This is a genomic window from Halomonas profundus (assembly GCF_020865425.1).
In the GTDB taxonomy this organism is placed as follows: Bacteria; Pseudomonadota; Gammaproteobacteria; order Pseudomonadales; family Halomonadaceae; genus Vreelandella; species Vreelandella titanicae.
Genome location: NZ_CP086344.1, coordinates 883,251 through 897,877, shown reverse-complemented (window position 1 = coordinate 897,877; position 14,627 = coordinate 883,251). Strand labels below are relative to the sequence as shown.

Below are 14,627 nucleotides of genomic sequence, written 5' to 3'. Positions count from 1 at the left end.
TCTGCAGCGCTCGTGTACCAGCGGCATCTGATCAACAAATAAAAAAAGCCCCGTGTTATCCAAAACACGGGGCTTTTGACAAAGGAGTGTGGCCTGGCTCAGTGTGCCTCGACAGCGGCACGCCCTTTGATGATAGAGCGGGCAAGCATCAGATACGCCACCGAGCCACAGGCGGCCATGGCCAGAATGACCGCTTCAAGCGTATGCGGCAACATGGCGGACAATGCGCTCAGCAGCCCGGCGACACCGAACTGTGCTGCGCCCAGAAGCGCTGCGGCCGTCCCGCCACTGGTGGGAAAGAACTCCAAAAAGCAGGCCTGAATATTCGGAGAGATCGCCCCCACCGCGCCGATGGTCAGCATCATGGCGGCGAGGAAGGCGTAAAGCGACCAATCCATAAAGGCAGCCATCACCAGCAATACTATACCCACTGCCTGACAGCCCGTTGCCAACTGCAGGATACGCAGTGACGGTAGCCTGGAAAGCAACACTCGATTGAGAATGTTGAAAATAAGCATCGCGACGATATTCGCCGCAAACAGCATCGAAAAGCTTGAAGGCGACTGGCCGAAATGCCCCTGATAGATAAATGACGCATAGGTGATGAACATCATCAGAGTAGAAAACGAAGCAGCCTGCCAAACGATGAACGGCAGCGCCGGTTTTGTCGACAGTACCAGTTTGTAACGCGCCAGCAGGCTCATCTTAGGGCTTTTCGCGCGCGACACCTTTCCCGGGCCGGTAAACAGCACCCGCACCAGCAACGGCACCAGCAGCACCGCGTACACCGCCAAGGCAAAAAAGATATAGTGCCAGGAACCCAGCGCCAGAATCGCGCTGCCTACGCTCGGAGCGATTCCAGGTGCCAGCACCATGATAAAGCCCATCATCGAGAACAGTTTCGCGGCGTCGCGGCCCGCCACCCGGTCGCGCACCAGCGCCGGCACAGATACCAGGGTAAAACCGGCGCCAAGAGCCTGAACTGCCCGCCCGCCGAGCAGGGTGTTCAAAGAATCCGCCATACCAATGACGATGCTTGAGAGCGCAAAAATCGCCAGCCCGCTCATCAGCACCCGCTGGCGCCCGAAGCGGTCTGAAAGCGCACCGCCGATCAACTGGCCAAACGCCAACGCGAGTACATACACTGAAACGCTCAACGATACCGCCTGCTGAGAAATCCCCAGCGATTCACCAATAACCGGAAAAGCCGGCAGATACGTATCCATGGAAAACGGGCCCAGCATCATGGTCATTGCCAGGCTCAGCACCACAGTGAAGGGCGTTTTAGATTGGGTCATAGAAGCTCGCGGTAAAAGGGCGTAATGATGGACAACATCAACGATATGATACCGACTGATGCTATCAAGGCAATCGAACAGAAAACGAGGGATACGCTGCCGGGCGGTAATTGACAAAACACACAGCCAGTTTGTTATCGGTTAGCGCGGCTATGCAAAAGAGTGTGCTCAAAGCTATTTTAAAAACACACCCCCAACGAGGAGACCAGGATGTCTACCCCTCAGCCAGAACGACTCCATCTCGACAGCGATGCAGCGACCGGCTACCCCAACTCCCCTCTACCAGTGCTGGTTTATCGCCAGGTTCTCGATATCAGCAATGCAGAGGAGCGGGCCGATGCCTTTGAAAGCATGTTCAAACACCACGGTTGGCTGCCTGCGTGGCGCTACCACCTGTATGACTTTGATCACTTTCACTCCACCGCCCATGAAGCACTGGGCATCTTCCGTGGGCAGGCCCGGGCACGGCTAGGTGGCCCTAACGGCCAGGAGCTGATGCTTTACCCGGGCGATGTGCTGGTGCTGCCGGCAGGAGTTGGGCATGCCAGCCTGGAGGCGGACGATGATTTCTGCATGGTAGGCGCCTACCCACCAGGCCAAAAGCCGGAAATAGAGCGCGGTGATCCCGCACAACTTGCAGCAGCAAAAGCCCGAGTCGCTGCCGTTGCCTTACCCGAGGATTCCCCGGCAGGAGGTTCACTAGCGGAGCTGTGGCGGGAAGGCTCTTAGCAGGTGGAAGGCAATTGGCAAGCTCGACGATTAATTAGCTTTTCGACGAACCGGAGCAGTTTTTAACTATTTATGCATAATCTGACGCTTCACCTGAGGAGTTTTAACAATGTAAGTAATATCTTGGGGAAACGACCAATGTAATGTGTGAAATATCATTAAATAGGTCGTCGGAAAAAGAGTACTCTATAGCACCATATATTGCTAACATGGCTTATTCTCTGCATTTATACTATTTTTTTCTACATAAAATCGTGGTTTCTCAGCCAATACAGCAGCCTTTTTCAATAAATAAAAACCAGCACTAAAGGGAGCTCATGGAACTCAGACACTTAAGATACTACATTGTCGTCGCCGAACAACTTCACTTCGGGCGCGCGGCTAAATTACTTAATATATCGCAACCACCCCTAAGTAATCAGATAAAAAACCTTGAAGAAGAAATCGGCGTTCAGCTTCTTATTAGGAATAACAAGGAAGTCCGCATCACGCCAGCGGGTCAGCATTTTCTCGAAGCGGCAAGAAAGTGCATTGCGACGCTGGATAAGGAAATAGCCTTTACTCAAAGAATAGCACAAGGCAAGGAGGGATCTATTTCAATCGGATTTAGCGGTACTATGTCGTTTCACTTGATTCCATCTATCGTTAAAGACTTTAAAAGAAGCCATCCAGGTATCGACATACGTTTGCAACAACTTACCACTCACAATCAGATTGTCGGCTTGATACATGGGACAATTGATGTCGGATTTCTTGTCTCTCCTGTCTCAGACAAACGAATAGACAATATCACGATACTAGAAGAGCACTTCGTTGCCTGTCTTCCTAAAAGCCATTCACTAGCGACCACTAACCAGGAGGTCGACGTAAGTAAACTCAGTAATGAAAACTGGGTGATGACACCCCGAGAAGCAGGGCACGGTTACTATGATGCGATAATGGCTCTGTGTAAAGAACATGGCTTCAAGCCCAATGTCATTCAGACAGCTCAGGAGCAGCAAACACTGGTGGCACTCGTGGCCGCCGAAATGGGCGTTACGCTACTTCCCCACTCGGCCACCTACATAAAAAATGACCATGTGGTGTACAAGTCGATTAATTCAGATGTGCAAAAGGTCAGCTCGATGGCGTGGAATTCCAATTTATTGACTGATACGGCACGTTTCTTTATTCAGTATATTGAATCGAAGATAAATGAAGGCACGATCGAAAAGCCGATCGTGCCTAAAACTTATCTGCTTTCTTAAAAAGGGCCTAGGTTGATGGCCACCGCAATGCTTAGCGCCGCAGCCCCAATGGCTATCCAGATTAATAGCAAAGGGATCACGAACTTAAGCCATTTAAGCCATGGAACCCCACCGATCGCAATACTGGCCATTAAAATTCCCGACGTAGGGGTAATAATGTTAGTAAAACCATCACCAAAGTTATAAGCCAGCACGGCAACTTGCCGGGTCAAACCGATAGTGTCTGCTAATGGCGCCATCACGGGGACAACAATCGCCGCCTGACCGCTGGCAGAACTAATGATGATATTGAACGCCAGATTGAACCCGTACATACCTAGTGCCGCCAACACATTAGGTAATGGCTGAAGTACCATCGCAATCGAGTTAACAATGGTGTCCAGAACGTAAGCGTTTTCGAGCACGACCACAATTGCCCTGGCAAGGCCCACAATTAATGCTGCGTACAGCATTCCTTGCGCACCTCTGATGAACAGATTCACATACTGGTTTGCGGGTACCTTTTCAATCGCCGCCGTTCCCAGGCTTATTACCAAGAACAGCGCGGCCATTTCATGCAACCCCCATCCTAAGTTAAAAACGCCCACTACGTAGCCAATCATACAGGTCGAAAAGTATCCCAATATCACCTTATGTTTCCGAGTAAACTCGGCGGGGATTGTGTTAGCGTTTTCAACCTCTGTGGGGAAAGGTGTAGCGCCCAGCACAGATTTACTTTGATCTTTTGAAACTTTGGAAATGTAATGACAAAGATAGGCGATCGTCGACGCTAAAATGCAGAGGTAGACGGCAAAACGAAACCATAGGCCGCTGAAAATGGGGAGCCCCGCGATCTCTTGACCAAACCCGGTGGTAATCGGATCCAAACCGCCAATCGTGTAGCCTGCATATGCTCCCAGGTAAATAATCGCCACGCCTGCTACCGCATCTAGCTTAAAGGCTCTGGCGATAATGATGCCGATGGGGATAAATGCAATAACAGCCGTTTGTAACGCGCCAATAAACCCCGCTGCCGAAAAAGCGATAGACACCGCCACTATCAACGCATATTTTTTATCCTGCGTTTTCTTGATCAGCTTCATAATGCCAGCCTGAATGGCTCCTGTGTGATCCAGGATGGCGAACGAGCCGCCAATGGTCAGCACAAGAAAGATAATGCTGGCAGAATCGATCAAACCAGACTGTATCGAAAGAAAAAAATCATAGAGCGTGGTGGGACTTGCAGGCAACGCTTCATAGCTACCTGGCACCACCATAGCAGTGCCACTTTCTGTTGTACGCTCAAAGCTGCCTGCTGGAATGAACCACGTCGCTATTGATGCAATCATTAGCATCGCGAACAGGATGACATAGGAGTCAGGTATATTTTTCTTCTTTTTAACAGCTGAGGCATTCGGGTCTATTTTTTTCATTTTTACCTCTCTAAAACTTATAAGGGCAAGGTCAAAGGCCTCACCCTATTGTGAATTAACCAATGATTAGCGACTCGAAGTCTCTGGGAAAGTAAGTGACCATATCCATACCCTTTTCCGTTACCACGATAGTGTCGGAGTGTCGGAAAGCGCCCAGGCCATCGACATACAGCCCCGGCTCAACGGAAAAGACCATGCCTGGTTCAAGCAGAGTGTGATCTCCCAGGTCGAAAAATGGGGCCTCGTGGTTTAAAAGTCCCATGTTATGGCCGGTATGATGTTTAACGTATTGCGTTAAGCCATTATCCTTAAAGTATCGTTGCACCTCTTCCTCTACTTTAGAAGCGGGAATACCTGGTTTAATAGTTCTAAAAGCTACTTCCTGCGCTTCATACATATGATTGAAGAATATTTCCTGTTCTTTTGTTGCTTCTTCAATAAACATGGTACGTTCTAGCTCGCTCTTGTAGCCCCAAACATCGCAAGCCGCCTGCGAGACAACATTGAACCCTTTCTTGAACATGGCGTTCTGGTTTTGCGAATGAGGGAAAGCCGAATGCGGGCCAATCTGACCGCGATAGAATGCATGCGCTGGCGATCCATAGGAACGATAACCTGCGCCCAGGGTTTCGAACATCGCCTTGGTCGCTTCCTGGGTAGCGCGGCTTTCCGCCTCCATTTCACGGCCACCCGCATGGGTATACTTAGTCAGCAGGTTGTGCGCCAAATTACCCCATCGGGCAGACTCTTTAATCAGCTCTATTTCCGTCGATGATTTAATATAACGCTGCTCTTCAACGAGCCCTTTGATAAGCACCTTATCGGCAAAAGTGATCAGTGAAGTAATTGCCGGCCCCGCATAGCCCTTTGCTGACCCATACCCCTCGGCATCAATGCCAACACTTAAAGAACCAAAGTTCTTATCCTGAAGTACCTTTTTGAGATACTCCATCGGATGAGTAATGCCAGGGTATTCAGGGTAATCGTAAGAAGTACTTATAACGGCGTATTCTTGTGCATGCTCTACCTCCATGCGGGGCACAAATAAACTGAAAAAGCCCTGTGCATCCACAATAAGAGCAATCGGCCTTTCTGAAGGGCGGAAGTTAAATCCTGTAAGATAGAAGATATCGGTAACACTAAAAAGCAACGCTGCGTCGCAGTGCTTATTTTTAAGATTAGTTAAAAAAATTTCTTGCCTTGCTTTAATTTCTGAAACAGAAATTTTCAAAATCATGTTGCTAGCTCCTGAGTTAACCACCTCAGGAAGCTACCAGTGCCCTCACGTGAGGGTAAAATACTATATAAATGTCATTCGATATCTTATAAATATCATTAATGGAGAACCAAACCGCTCAACTTGAGCGGTTTGGTTGTTTATTTCCAATGTATTGCATACTAACCGAGCGTATTCTTACGCTTGATTAGAAAGGCCCGTAGTTAATCAACACAGCGGTAACTACAAAGGCGATGCCCACTAGCGTCCAGAGGCATACCAACGGAAACGCGAAACGTACCCAGTTACTCCATGGCACTCCGCCCACGGCGAGCACAGACATCAACACACCCGATGTCGGCGTAATAATATTGGTAATCCCGTCGCCAAGCTTGAAGGCAATCACCGCCGTTTGACGAGTGATATCGAGCATATCCGCAAGCGGCGTCAAAATCGGCATTACCACCGCTGCCTGACCGCTCCCAGAAGGCACCAGAAAGTTGAAAAAGAGGTTGAATACAAAGACAGCAAGCGCACCCAACATGGATGGAAGCGTACTTAAGGGCACAAAAATTGAATTCACGACCGTATCAAGAATCATCCCCTCGGCCATTAGCACCGTAATGCCTTTGGCAATGCCAATAATAAAGGCACCATACAGCATACCTTTGGCCCCTTTCATGAACATCTGCACAAACTCGTTGGGCGAGAAGCGAGCGAGAGCTGCGCTGCCTATCCCATTGATCATGAAAATGGCAGAGAGCTCATTAACGCCCCACCCCAACCCTAAAGAGCCATAAATAAACACCGCTAAACAGGCAACAAAGAAGCTTAAAATGACCAGATGCCGACGCGTAAACGTTAAGTTCTCATCATCTGATCCAATGGCTTCAGTGCTAAAGGGCTGACTCCCCATTAGACTTCGGCCGGGATCGTCGCTAATGCGTTTGATATACCGACACACATAAGCAATTGTCACTGCCAGTAGCACGAAAAATAGCGCCACCCTAAGCGGCGCGCCAGAAAATAGTGGCAGCCCTGCTATAGATTGCGCGATACCCAGCGTAATAGGATCGAAAACAGCCGCCGCTGAGCCCGAAAAATAGCCCAGATAGACAATGGCGATCCCCGCGATCGCATCTAACTTAAGCGCTCGTGCCAACACGATACCCAGCGGAATAAAGGCAATAACGGCATTCGACCCAACGCCAATGGCAGATACCACGCCAAATACAAAAGACACCACAATCGCGAGCAGATATTTACGCCCCCGGGCTTTATCAACCAGGCTTTTGATACCCGCATTGATCGCACCGGTGGACTCCACCACAGCAATCGCACCGCCCATTACCAGAACTAAAGCAATTAGGTTTGCTGAGCTGATAAAACCGTTCTGAATCGAAAGAAAAATGTCGAAAAAATTAAGGCCACTAGACTCCACCAGATGAAAACTGCCAGGAATAACCGTCGGCCGCCCCTCTGTGGTTCGCTCAAACTGGCCCGAGGGAATAAAGAAACTCAATAGCCAAGCCACCAGTAATAACCCAAACAGAATCACAAAGGCATCGGGCATGGCCATTCTTTGTATTGATCTAGTTTTCACGTTGAAATTTCCTGAATATTTTTTCATATAGTTATTTATTTAACGCACTGACAAACGGCTGAATGGCGTATCAGACCTGCCGTATCAACGCCGCCAGGATCGCCGCACGCGGTACAATTGAGGCTATTTCAATGTGCTCATATTCCGCATGGGGGGCAGCGCCAGTTGCACCCAGCCCATCAAGGGTGGGAATACCTTTGGCTGCAGCGAAATTGCCGTCGCTTCCTCCACCTACCGAGGCTTCCGTAAGCTCAATGCCGAATGCACCGGCAGCGTGCTGGGCAAGTTCAAACAGACGAGCCGTAGCATGTGTTCGCTCCATCGGCGGGCGCGTCATGTCACCGCTAACGGTTAGCGTTACGCTGGGATGAAATGGGGTACTTTGATAAATGGCATTGTAGAGCCGCCCGGCTTCTTCCAGCGTCGTTACCCGAACATCAATACCTAACTCAGCTTCCTCCGGCACGACATTAAGTGGGCCACCGCCACGTACCATCCCAACATTCACTGTGGTTCCCAGGCCGGGGTCGGCCAGACTATGTAAGTACTGAATCTGGTGGGACAACTCCTCAATCGCACTCACCCCTTCTTCAGGGTTATTGCCCGCATGAGCTGCTTTACCCGTTATATGCATGTAAAAGCGTCCAGAGCCTTTACGTGCCGTTTTCAAAGCGCTGCCATTAGCCGTGGCAGGTTCAACAACCAGCACCACATCGCTCGCAACCGACTCCTCCTCAATTCGTTGTCGCGAGGTAGGGCTACCTAACTCCTCATCACTGGTACATAGAAAACGAATGCGAGCATCGGGAAGCGCATCGAGTTCAACGAGTGCTTTGATAGCCCAAATGGCTTGAACAATGCCTGCTTTCATATCCAAGATGCCGGGGCCGTAAAACTTGTCTGCCTCACGGCGGATATCGAGCCGGCCGATATCCCAAACCGTATCGAAATGCCCCAAGATAAGAATCTGACGATCCCCCTCTCCTAGCGTGAAGCCAAGATGATCGCCCTTTTCAGTTTGTGGGAACGTTTCCGCCTGACATTGGAGCCGGTCTTGAAATAACTGGCGCAACATTTGACCACAGGCGTCCACTGCGGCTTTATCATTGGATGGCGATTCAGCACGTACTAACGCTTCAATATCATCGAGAATAGAACGCTGATGCTCTTGCAGATAAGTGTGAAGGGTATTCATATAGCCTCTCGAGTAAGAATGACAGCCTCTAAACAGCAGCAACTCAGAACAGCGTTGTGCTATTAGGCGCACGGTCAGTATGTGAGGGGCGTAACAAGGAAAGAATAAGAAGCGCGCAGCCGAATCGTTGCGTTCAAAGCAACGGTTAAGAAGCCGGTGAAGGATAGAGAGAATGGTGCAACAACGCATAGACCAGGGAATTACCGAGCATCGACTGGCTTACCTTTACGAGGTTGCCATGCAAGGAGGTGTTAGAGCGGCTGCCGAGTCAGTCGGCGTTAACCCTTCGGCCATTAGCCGGCAAATAGCACTGCTTGAGCGCCATCTGCAAATTCCCTTGCTCGAAAAACAGGGAAGGAACGTCACGGTGACCCAGGCGGGAAAGCTACTGATCGAGCACCACCGGGAAATGCTGTATCGGCGGCGTCAATTAGCCGAGACACTGCAGGATATGCGCCACTTGCGTCGAGGCAGTGTCAGCCTACGGGTCGGGCAGGGTATGATCAGTGAATTTGTGGAAGGGCCTCTCCAACAGTTCAGTGCAGATTACCCTGATGTGTTTGTCGATATTCACTCTGGCAACATGAGTGAAACAATCAACATGATGCTGCGGGGCAAAGTGGACATGGCGATCAGCTTTGGTCCATTAGGCGATCCTCCGGTCATGGTTCGCAGTTTTAACCGCGGCCCCATTTGCGCCATAGTGCCGCCACATCACGCTTTGGCAGGCCTTGAAGCCATTACGCTTGAAACCCTGGCCTCCCAGCGATTGATCTTTATGGCAGAACAATTCGGCATCCAACAGTACATCAATGAAATGTTCAGCAGCCAACACCTAGCCCCTCTGCCCGCTTACCAGTGCAATCATTTTTCAACGGCTATTGCGCTCGCAATATCAGGGCTAGGTATTGCCTTCATGACGCGGCAGTCTGCACGCCCATTGGTGGATCGTGGTGATATCGTTGCGATCCCTGTCGAGCACTCTTTATCGCATACCGCTACCTGCCATCTCATCCGTAGCCAAGGAAGAAGGTTCACTCCTGCCGCTGAACACCTATGGAAAGTACTCGCGAGCTCAATGCAATCACAGTCTGCCGGGAAGCGCTGAGCTTAAATCAGGTAGCGCTTTTACTCGTTAAATTTGGGGAGTAATTCGCGTCCAGTAATGCCCCCATATGAGGCAGCCAAGGCAACCCGCCACGCTTACCTTAACAGCTAACACCGGGGCTAAAACCGCATGGATGTGCCAGTGCACGGCCAGCATCACTCGTGCGCCCCCACCTTTTCTGGGTGGCTACCCAGCATCAGAAACACCACAACCGACAGTAAAGCGATGAGAATCGCAGCAGTTGTTAGCAAGATCGAGTGCGTGGTGGAGAATGCCGCCTTCGCGGCCATGATGAGTGCATCCGCCTGATCTGCAGCCAGTCCTTGTGCCACAACGATGCTGTCGCTGATCGAGCGCACAGCTTGTGCACCGAGGGCTGGATCCAAGTGTGACGGCAGCACGATGGTGTTGGTGTACACGCTGGCCATGAAAACCCCGAACAGGGTAATGCCGAGCCCGCTGCCCAATTCATAGCCGGTGGCTTCCAAAGAGCCGGCAGCCCCTCCTTTACTGGCATCCACTGCCCCCATAATGGCAATTGAGGAAGCGGTCAGGCCGATGCTCAGGGTGAGCCCCAGCACGGCCAAAGCTGTTGGCACTGTCCAGTCAGGCGCGTGGAAGTCAGCCTGCGCCAAGTAGCCCAACGCTGCAGCCGCTAACGCCATCGACATACTGGCCACCAGCCGTAAGCCAAACCGGTTGGACAGGTAACCTGCAACGGGCCCACCGACTGCAGCGGCCGCCATGATCGGCACCATGAACAAACCGGCCTGCAGCGGCGTCTTGTCCAGCACATATTGCAGCTCTTGCGCCAGCGTCAGTTCGACACCTGCCAGTGCGCCGGAAGCCACTAGCGCCATCACCATGCCAACGACAATGGCCGGATGGCGAAATAGCGATAAGTCCAGCATCGGCTCCGTCGAACGCAACTGGATACGTGCAAACCAGGTTAGCATCGCTAGTCCCAGGAAGAGCACCAACCCTGCACGCCACAGCGGCTGCCCCGCACCCACCCCAGACTTGATGCCGTAGACCACCGCGATGATGCCAACAAGCAGGATCAGGGCCTGACCGAACGCCCATTTGCCTGGCGTCGTCGCCTCGCGGCGCGGCAGCAGCGCATAGGCGACCGGCGCCACCACTAGCATGATCGGCACATTGATCAGGAATACTGAGCCCCACCAATAATGCTCAAGCAAGGCGCCACCAATCAATGGGCCCACTGCCGCACCTGCGGCCCCCACGGTTCCCCATAGGCCAAGCGCCATCGCACGCTCGAGCTCGTCTTCGAAGGTTTTGCGGATGACACCCAGTACGCAGGGCATGATCATCGATCCGCCCATGGCGAGCAGCACTCGGGCACCGATCAACATGGCGGGTGTCGTCGAGAATGCCGCCAGTAGTGACGCCACTCCGAACACCAAGAGCCCGGTCAGCAGCACACGGCGCGTACCAACTCGGTCAGCCAGAGTGCCCATCGGCACCAGCAGGCCCGCCATCAGCAGCGGATAAATATCGATGATCCACAGCACCTCAGTACCCGTGGCACCCAGCGCTGGCGTCAGTACAGGTACCGCGACGTGCAGAATCGTCATGTCGATGACAACGGGCAGAAACGCCAGCATGACGGCAAACAGAACTAGCCAACGTTGTGGGATAGCAGCAAGCATTAGCCATTTAACTCCTGAAGAATGGATATAACTTCCCGTTATGAGGCTCGCCGGCCATTAACGCGCTCCTGAAGCCCCATGACGAAAACGAAGAACACCGGGACGAAGAGAATTACCAGCAGCGTTCCGCTAACCATGCCGCCGAACACCCCCGTGCCTATCGCATGCTGGGTTTTGGCACTGGCGCCAAACGCCACCATCAGCGGCACCACCCCCAATCCGAAAGCGAGTGAAGTCATAAGGATCGGGCGCAGGCGCAGGCTGGCGGCTTCCACTGCGGCCTCCATCAGCCCCTTACCTTGCTCACGCAACTGTTTTGCGAACTCAACGATCAGAATCGCGTTTTTCGCAGACAGTCCGATCACGGTGACCATACCGACTTTGAAGAAAACATCGTTAGGCAGGTCACGCAGCAACATAGCAGCCACCGCACCCAGCAACCCCAGCGGCACAACCAGGATGACCGACAGCGGAATAGACCAGCTCTCATAAAGAGCGGCCAACACCAGAAATACCGCCAGGATGGATAGCGCCACCAGCATGGGTGCCTGAGCAGCGGACTGGCGCTCCTGAAGGGACTGCCCCGTCCAGGCCACTGCGAAGCCGGGCGGAAGTTGCTGCGCCAGACGCTCCATTTCAGCCATGGCGTCACCAGTGGAAGCCCCCTTCGCGGCACTGCCGGAAATACTGGCGGCGGGATAGCCCAGGTAGCGCACCATTTGTAGCGGTGTTTCGTCCCACACCGGAGTCACCACCTCTGACAAAGACACCATGCCACCCCTGCTATTACGCACGTGCAGCTTGAGCACGTCGTCGACCTGCATGCGTGCCGACGCATCCGCTTGCATAATCACCTGCTGCATCCGGCCCTCATTCGGGAAATCGTTGATGTAGGACGACCCCATCGCGGTAGACAGGATTTCGCTAATGTTGGCGAACGACACGCCGAGCGCTTCGGCTTTCTGGCGATCGATGTCAAGACGAATGCTCGCCCCTTCCGGAAGGCCGTCGGAATAGACGTCACTAACTACCTTGCTCTGCGCCGCCAGTTCCAGCAGCGTTGTCTCGGCAGCCTTAAGGGCGGCCGGCCCCTGGTTGCGTCGATCCTGCAAGAACATCGTAAAGCCGGACTTGGTACCCAATTCATCAATGGCCGGCGGCAACATACTCATCACCGTCCCTTCGTTCAATTGACTCATGGCTGCCTGAGCTCCTTCCGCTTCACTCGCCGCCGTGGCACCGTCGCGCTTCCCCCACTCCTTTAGCGTGGTGAACGTCAGCGCTGTATTCGCGCCAGACCCAGAGAACCCGAAGCCCAAAATAGACATATTGCCGTCCACTGCAGGGCGCGCCATGACGTACTCCTCATACGCCTTGACCACATCCAAGGTACGCTCGGTTGTCGCATTGGCAGGTAGCTGGATACTGGTCATGAAATAGCCTTGATCCTCTTCCGGTAGAAAAGCCGAAGGCAACTGGCGGAAGGCGAACACCAGCACGCCTGCGATGACCACAAACACCAGCATGACCCGACCGCTGCGGGCGACCAGTCTCCCCACACGCGATTCGTAACGGGCGGTCATACGTTTAAGCGACCGGTTGAACCAGCCGAAGAAACCGCCTTTGTCGTGGTGCCCCGGTTTAATGGGTTTGAGAAGGGTGGCGCATAGCGCCGGTGTCAGCGTCAACGCCAGAAACGCCGAGAACAGAATCGAGACCACCATCGCCAGCGCGAATTGCTGGTAGATCACACCGACCGAGCCACTCGAGAAGGCCATCGGGATAAACACCACCGTCAATACCAGGGTGATGCCCACCACCGCACCAGTAATTTCCTTCATCGCCTTGATGGTGGCGTCCTTTGGCGACAATCCCTCTTTGGCCATGATGCGCTCAACGTTCTCGACCACCACGATAGCGTCATCGACGATGATGCCAATCGCCAACACCATGCCAAACATCGTCAGCACGTTGATTGAGAAACCTGCCAGCAGCATCACCGTGAAGGTCCCCAACAACGCAATCGGCGCGACCAGTGCGGGAATCAGCGTGTAACGGATGTTCTGTAGAAACAGCAGCATCACCAGGAACACCAATACCATCGCCTCGATAAGGGTATGGATGACCTTCTCGATAGAAACCTTAACGAACGGGGCCGTATTAAAGGGGACCGATGAGCTCATACCCGCGGGTAGCGCCTGGTTTAACTCAGCCAAACGCGCTTGCACACTTTCCGACGTGCGGACAGCATTGGCACCGGGTGCCAGCTGTATGGCTGCCGCCGTCGCTGGCTGGCCATTCTCACGATTGGAGAAGCCGTAGGATTGGGCGCCCAACTCGACTCGCGCCACATCGCCCAACACCACTTTGGAGCCGTCGACATTGGCGCGAAGTACGATAGCGGCGAACTCTTCCGGCGTGCTCAATTGCCCCTGTGCGGTCAACAGCGAGGACACCTTTTGGCCGGGTAAGGCCGGAGACGCGCCGATGCTGCCCGGCACAATCGGTGCGTTCTGCTCCGTGATCGCGGTCGAGAGATCATTCACCGACAAGCCGAAAGCAATCAGCTTCTCCGGCTCTATCCAGATTCGCATTGCTTGCTCAGCACCGAACAGCTGCACACGACCAACACCGTCAATGCGGCGCAGCTCCTCGACGATATTGCGCGCCATATAATCGTTCAGGGCGATCTCATCAAAGCGCCCATCATCGGAATTCAGACCTACGATCATCAGAAAACTGGATGACGCTGACTCTACGCTCAGCCCATCCTGACGAACCGCCTGGGGTAACCGGGGTTCGACTGCCTTGAGTCTATTCTGTACATCCACTTGGGCCAGTTCCGGATTTGTCCCTGGCTTGAAGGTGGCGGTGACAGACGCCGACCCCGAAGAGTCCGCCGACGACTCGAAGTACAGCAGGTTCTTGACGCTGGACAGTTCTCGTTCGATGAGACTGAGCACGGCGTCATTCATGGTCTGCGGTGTGGCACCCGGATATGTCGCGGTAATGGTCACCGAAGGGGGCGCTACCGAGGGGTAGTGAGCGACCGGCAACTTAGGAATCGCGATCACACCCGCCAAGATAATAAACAACGCGACCACCCACGCGAAGACTGGGCGCTGGATGAAGAACTGAGGCATTGCGGA

At 53.0% G+C, this 14,627-nt stretch carries 10 protein-coding genes; 3 read left to right on the top strand and 7 right to left on the bottom strand.

Going from position 1 to position 14,627, the window contains the following annotated elements; all coding sequences use genetic code 11:
• Nucleotides 1-98: 98 nt before the first annotated feature.
• Nucleotides 99-1,298, bottom strand: a complete 1,200-nt coding sequence (locus LMS44_RS04225; protein WP_190373891.1) for a Bcr/CflA family efflux MFS transporter — start codon at nt 1,296-1,298, stop codon at nt 99-101.
• Nucleotides 1,299-1,508: 210 nt separating this feature from the next.
• Here LMS44_RS04225 and LMS44_RS04220 point away from each other — a divergent pair, with 210 nt between their 5' ends.
• Together LMS44_RS04220 and LMS44_RS04215 are read left to right on the top strand one after the other, a co-directional pair.
• Nucleotides 1,509-2,027: a cupin gene (locus LMS44_RS04220; RefSeq protein ID WP_498946901.1), complete on the top strand. Its 519-nt coding sequence runs from the start codon at nt 1,509-1,511 to the stop codon at nt 2,025-2,027.
• A gap of 317 nt (nt 2,028-2,344) precedes the next feature.
• Nucleotides 2,345-3,274 (top strand): LysR family transcriptional regulator, encoded by a 930-nt coding sequence (locus tag LMS44_RS04215; RefSeq protein ID WP_190373893.1) that lies wholly within the window; start codon nt 2,345-2,347, stop codon nt 3,272-3,274.
• On the opposite strand, the gene LMS44_RS04210 is transcribed toward LMS44_RS04215, so the two are convergent.
• The 4 genes from LMS44_RS04210 to LMS44_RS04195 form a co-directional block, all read right to left on the bottom strand.
• Nucleotides 3,271-4,686, bottom strand: a complete 1,416-nt coding sequence (locus LMS44_RS04210; RefSeq protein WP_190373894.1) for a YfcC family protein — start codon at nt 4,684-4,686, stop codon at nt 3,271-3,273. The two genes, LMS44_RS04215 and LMS44_RS04210, sit on opposite strands and share 4 nt — an antisense overlap.
• A 55-nt stretch (nt 4,687-4,741) precedes the next feature.
• Nucleotides 4,742-5,923: a M24 family metallopeptidase gene (locus LMS44_RS04205; protein WP_498946899.1), complete on the bottom strand. Its 1,182-nt coding sequence runs from the start codon at nt 5,921-5,923 to the stop codon at nt 4,742-4,744.
• Between the two features lie 187 nt (nt 5,924-6,110).
• Nucleotides 6,111-7,505: a YfcC family protein gene (locus LMS44_RS04200; RefSeq protein ID WP_498946897.1), complete on the bottom strand. Its 1,395-nt coding sequence runs from the start codon at nt 7,503-7,505 to the stop codon at nt 6,111-6,113.
• A gap of 70 nt (nt 7,506-7,575) precedes the next feature.
• On the bottom strand, nt 7,576-8,700 hold the full coding sequence (locus LMS44_RS04195) for a M20 family metallopeptidase (RefSeq protein WP_498946896.1): 1,125 nt from the start codon (nt 8,698-8,700) through the stop codon (nt 7,576-7,578).
• Between the two features lie 172 nt (nt 8,701-8,872).
• Between LMS44_RS04195 and LMS44_RS04190 the strand changes: the two genes are divergently transcribed.
• On the top strand, nt 8,873-9,808 hold the full coding sequence (locus LMS44_RS04190; RefSeq protein WP_035538973.1) for a LysR family transcriptional regulator: 936 nt from the start codon (nt 8,873-8,875) through the stop codon (nt 9,806-9,808).
• Nucleotides 9,809-9,963: 155 nt separating this feature from the next.
• On the opposite strand, the gene LMS44_RS04185 is transcribed toward LMS44_RS04190, so the two are convergent.
• A complete protein-coding gene (locus LMS44_RS04185; protein WP_498946893.1) occupies nt 9,964-11,478 on the bottom strand; it encodes an MFS transporter in 1,515 nt (504 codons plus the stop codon).
• 38 nt (nt 11,479-11,516) lie between these two features.
• A complete protein-coding gene (locus LMS44_RS04180) occupies nt 11,517-14,621 on the bottom strand; it encodes a multidrug efflux RND transporter permease subunit (RefSeq protein ID WP_022519779.1) in 3,105 nt (1,034 codons plus the stop codon).
• Between the last annotated feature and the right edge of the window lie 6 nt (nt 14,622-14,627).

Coding starts and splice junctions, on each gene's coding strand:
- LMS44_RS04225 (WP_190373891.1), bottom strand. CDS start 1,298: ATGACCCAATCTAAAACGCCCTTCACTGTGGTGCTGAGCCTGGCAATG.
- LMS44_RS04220 (WP_498946901.1), top strand. CDS start 1,509: ATGTCTACCCCTCAGCCAGAACGACTCCATCTCGACAGCGATGCAGCG.
- LMS44_RS04215 (WP_190373893.1), top strand. CDS start 2,345: ATGGAACTCAGACACTTAAGATACTACATTGTCGTCGCCGAACAACTT.
- LMS44_RS04210 (WP_190373894.1), bottom strand. CDS start 4,686: ATGAAAAAAATAGACCCGAATGCCTCAGCTGTTAAAAAGAAGAAAAAT.
- LMS44_RS04205 (WP_498946899.1), bottom strand. CDS start 5,923: ATGATTTTGAAAATTTCTGTTTCAGAAATTAAAGCAAGGCAAGAAATT.
- LMS44_RS04195 (WP_498946896.1), bottom strand. CDS start 8,700: ATGAATACCCTTCACACTTATCTGCAAGAGCATCAGCGTTCTATTCTC.
- LMS44_RS04190 (WP_035538973.1), top strand. CDS start 8,873: ATGGTGCAACAACGCATAGACCAGGGAATTACCGAGCATCGACTGGCT.
- LMS44_RS04185 (WP_498946893.1), bottom strand. CDS start 11,478: ATGCTTGCTGCTATCCCACAACGTTGGCTAGTTCTGTTTGCCGTCATG.
- LMS44_RS04180 (WP_022519779.1), bottom strand. CDS start 14,621: ATGCCTCAGTTCTTCATCCAGCGCCCAGTCTTCGCGTGGGTGGTCGCG.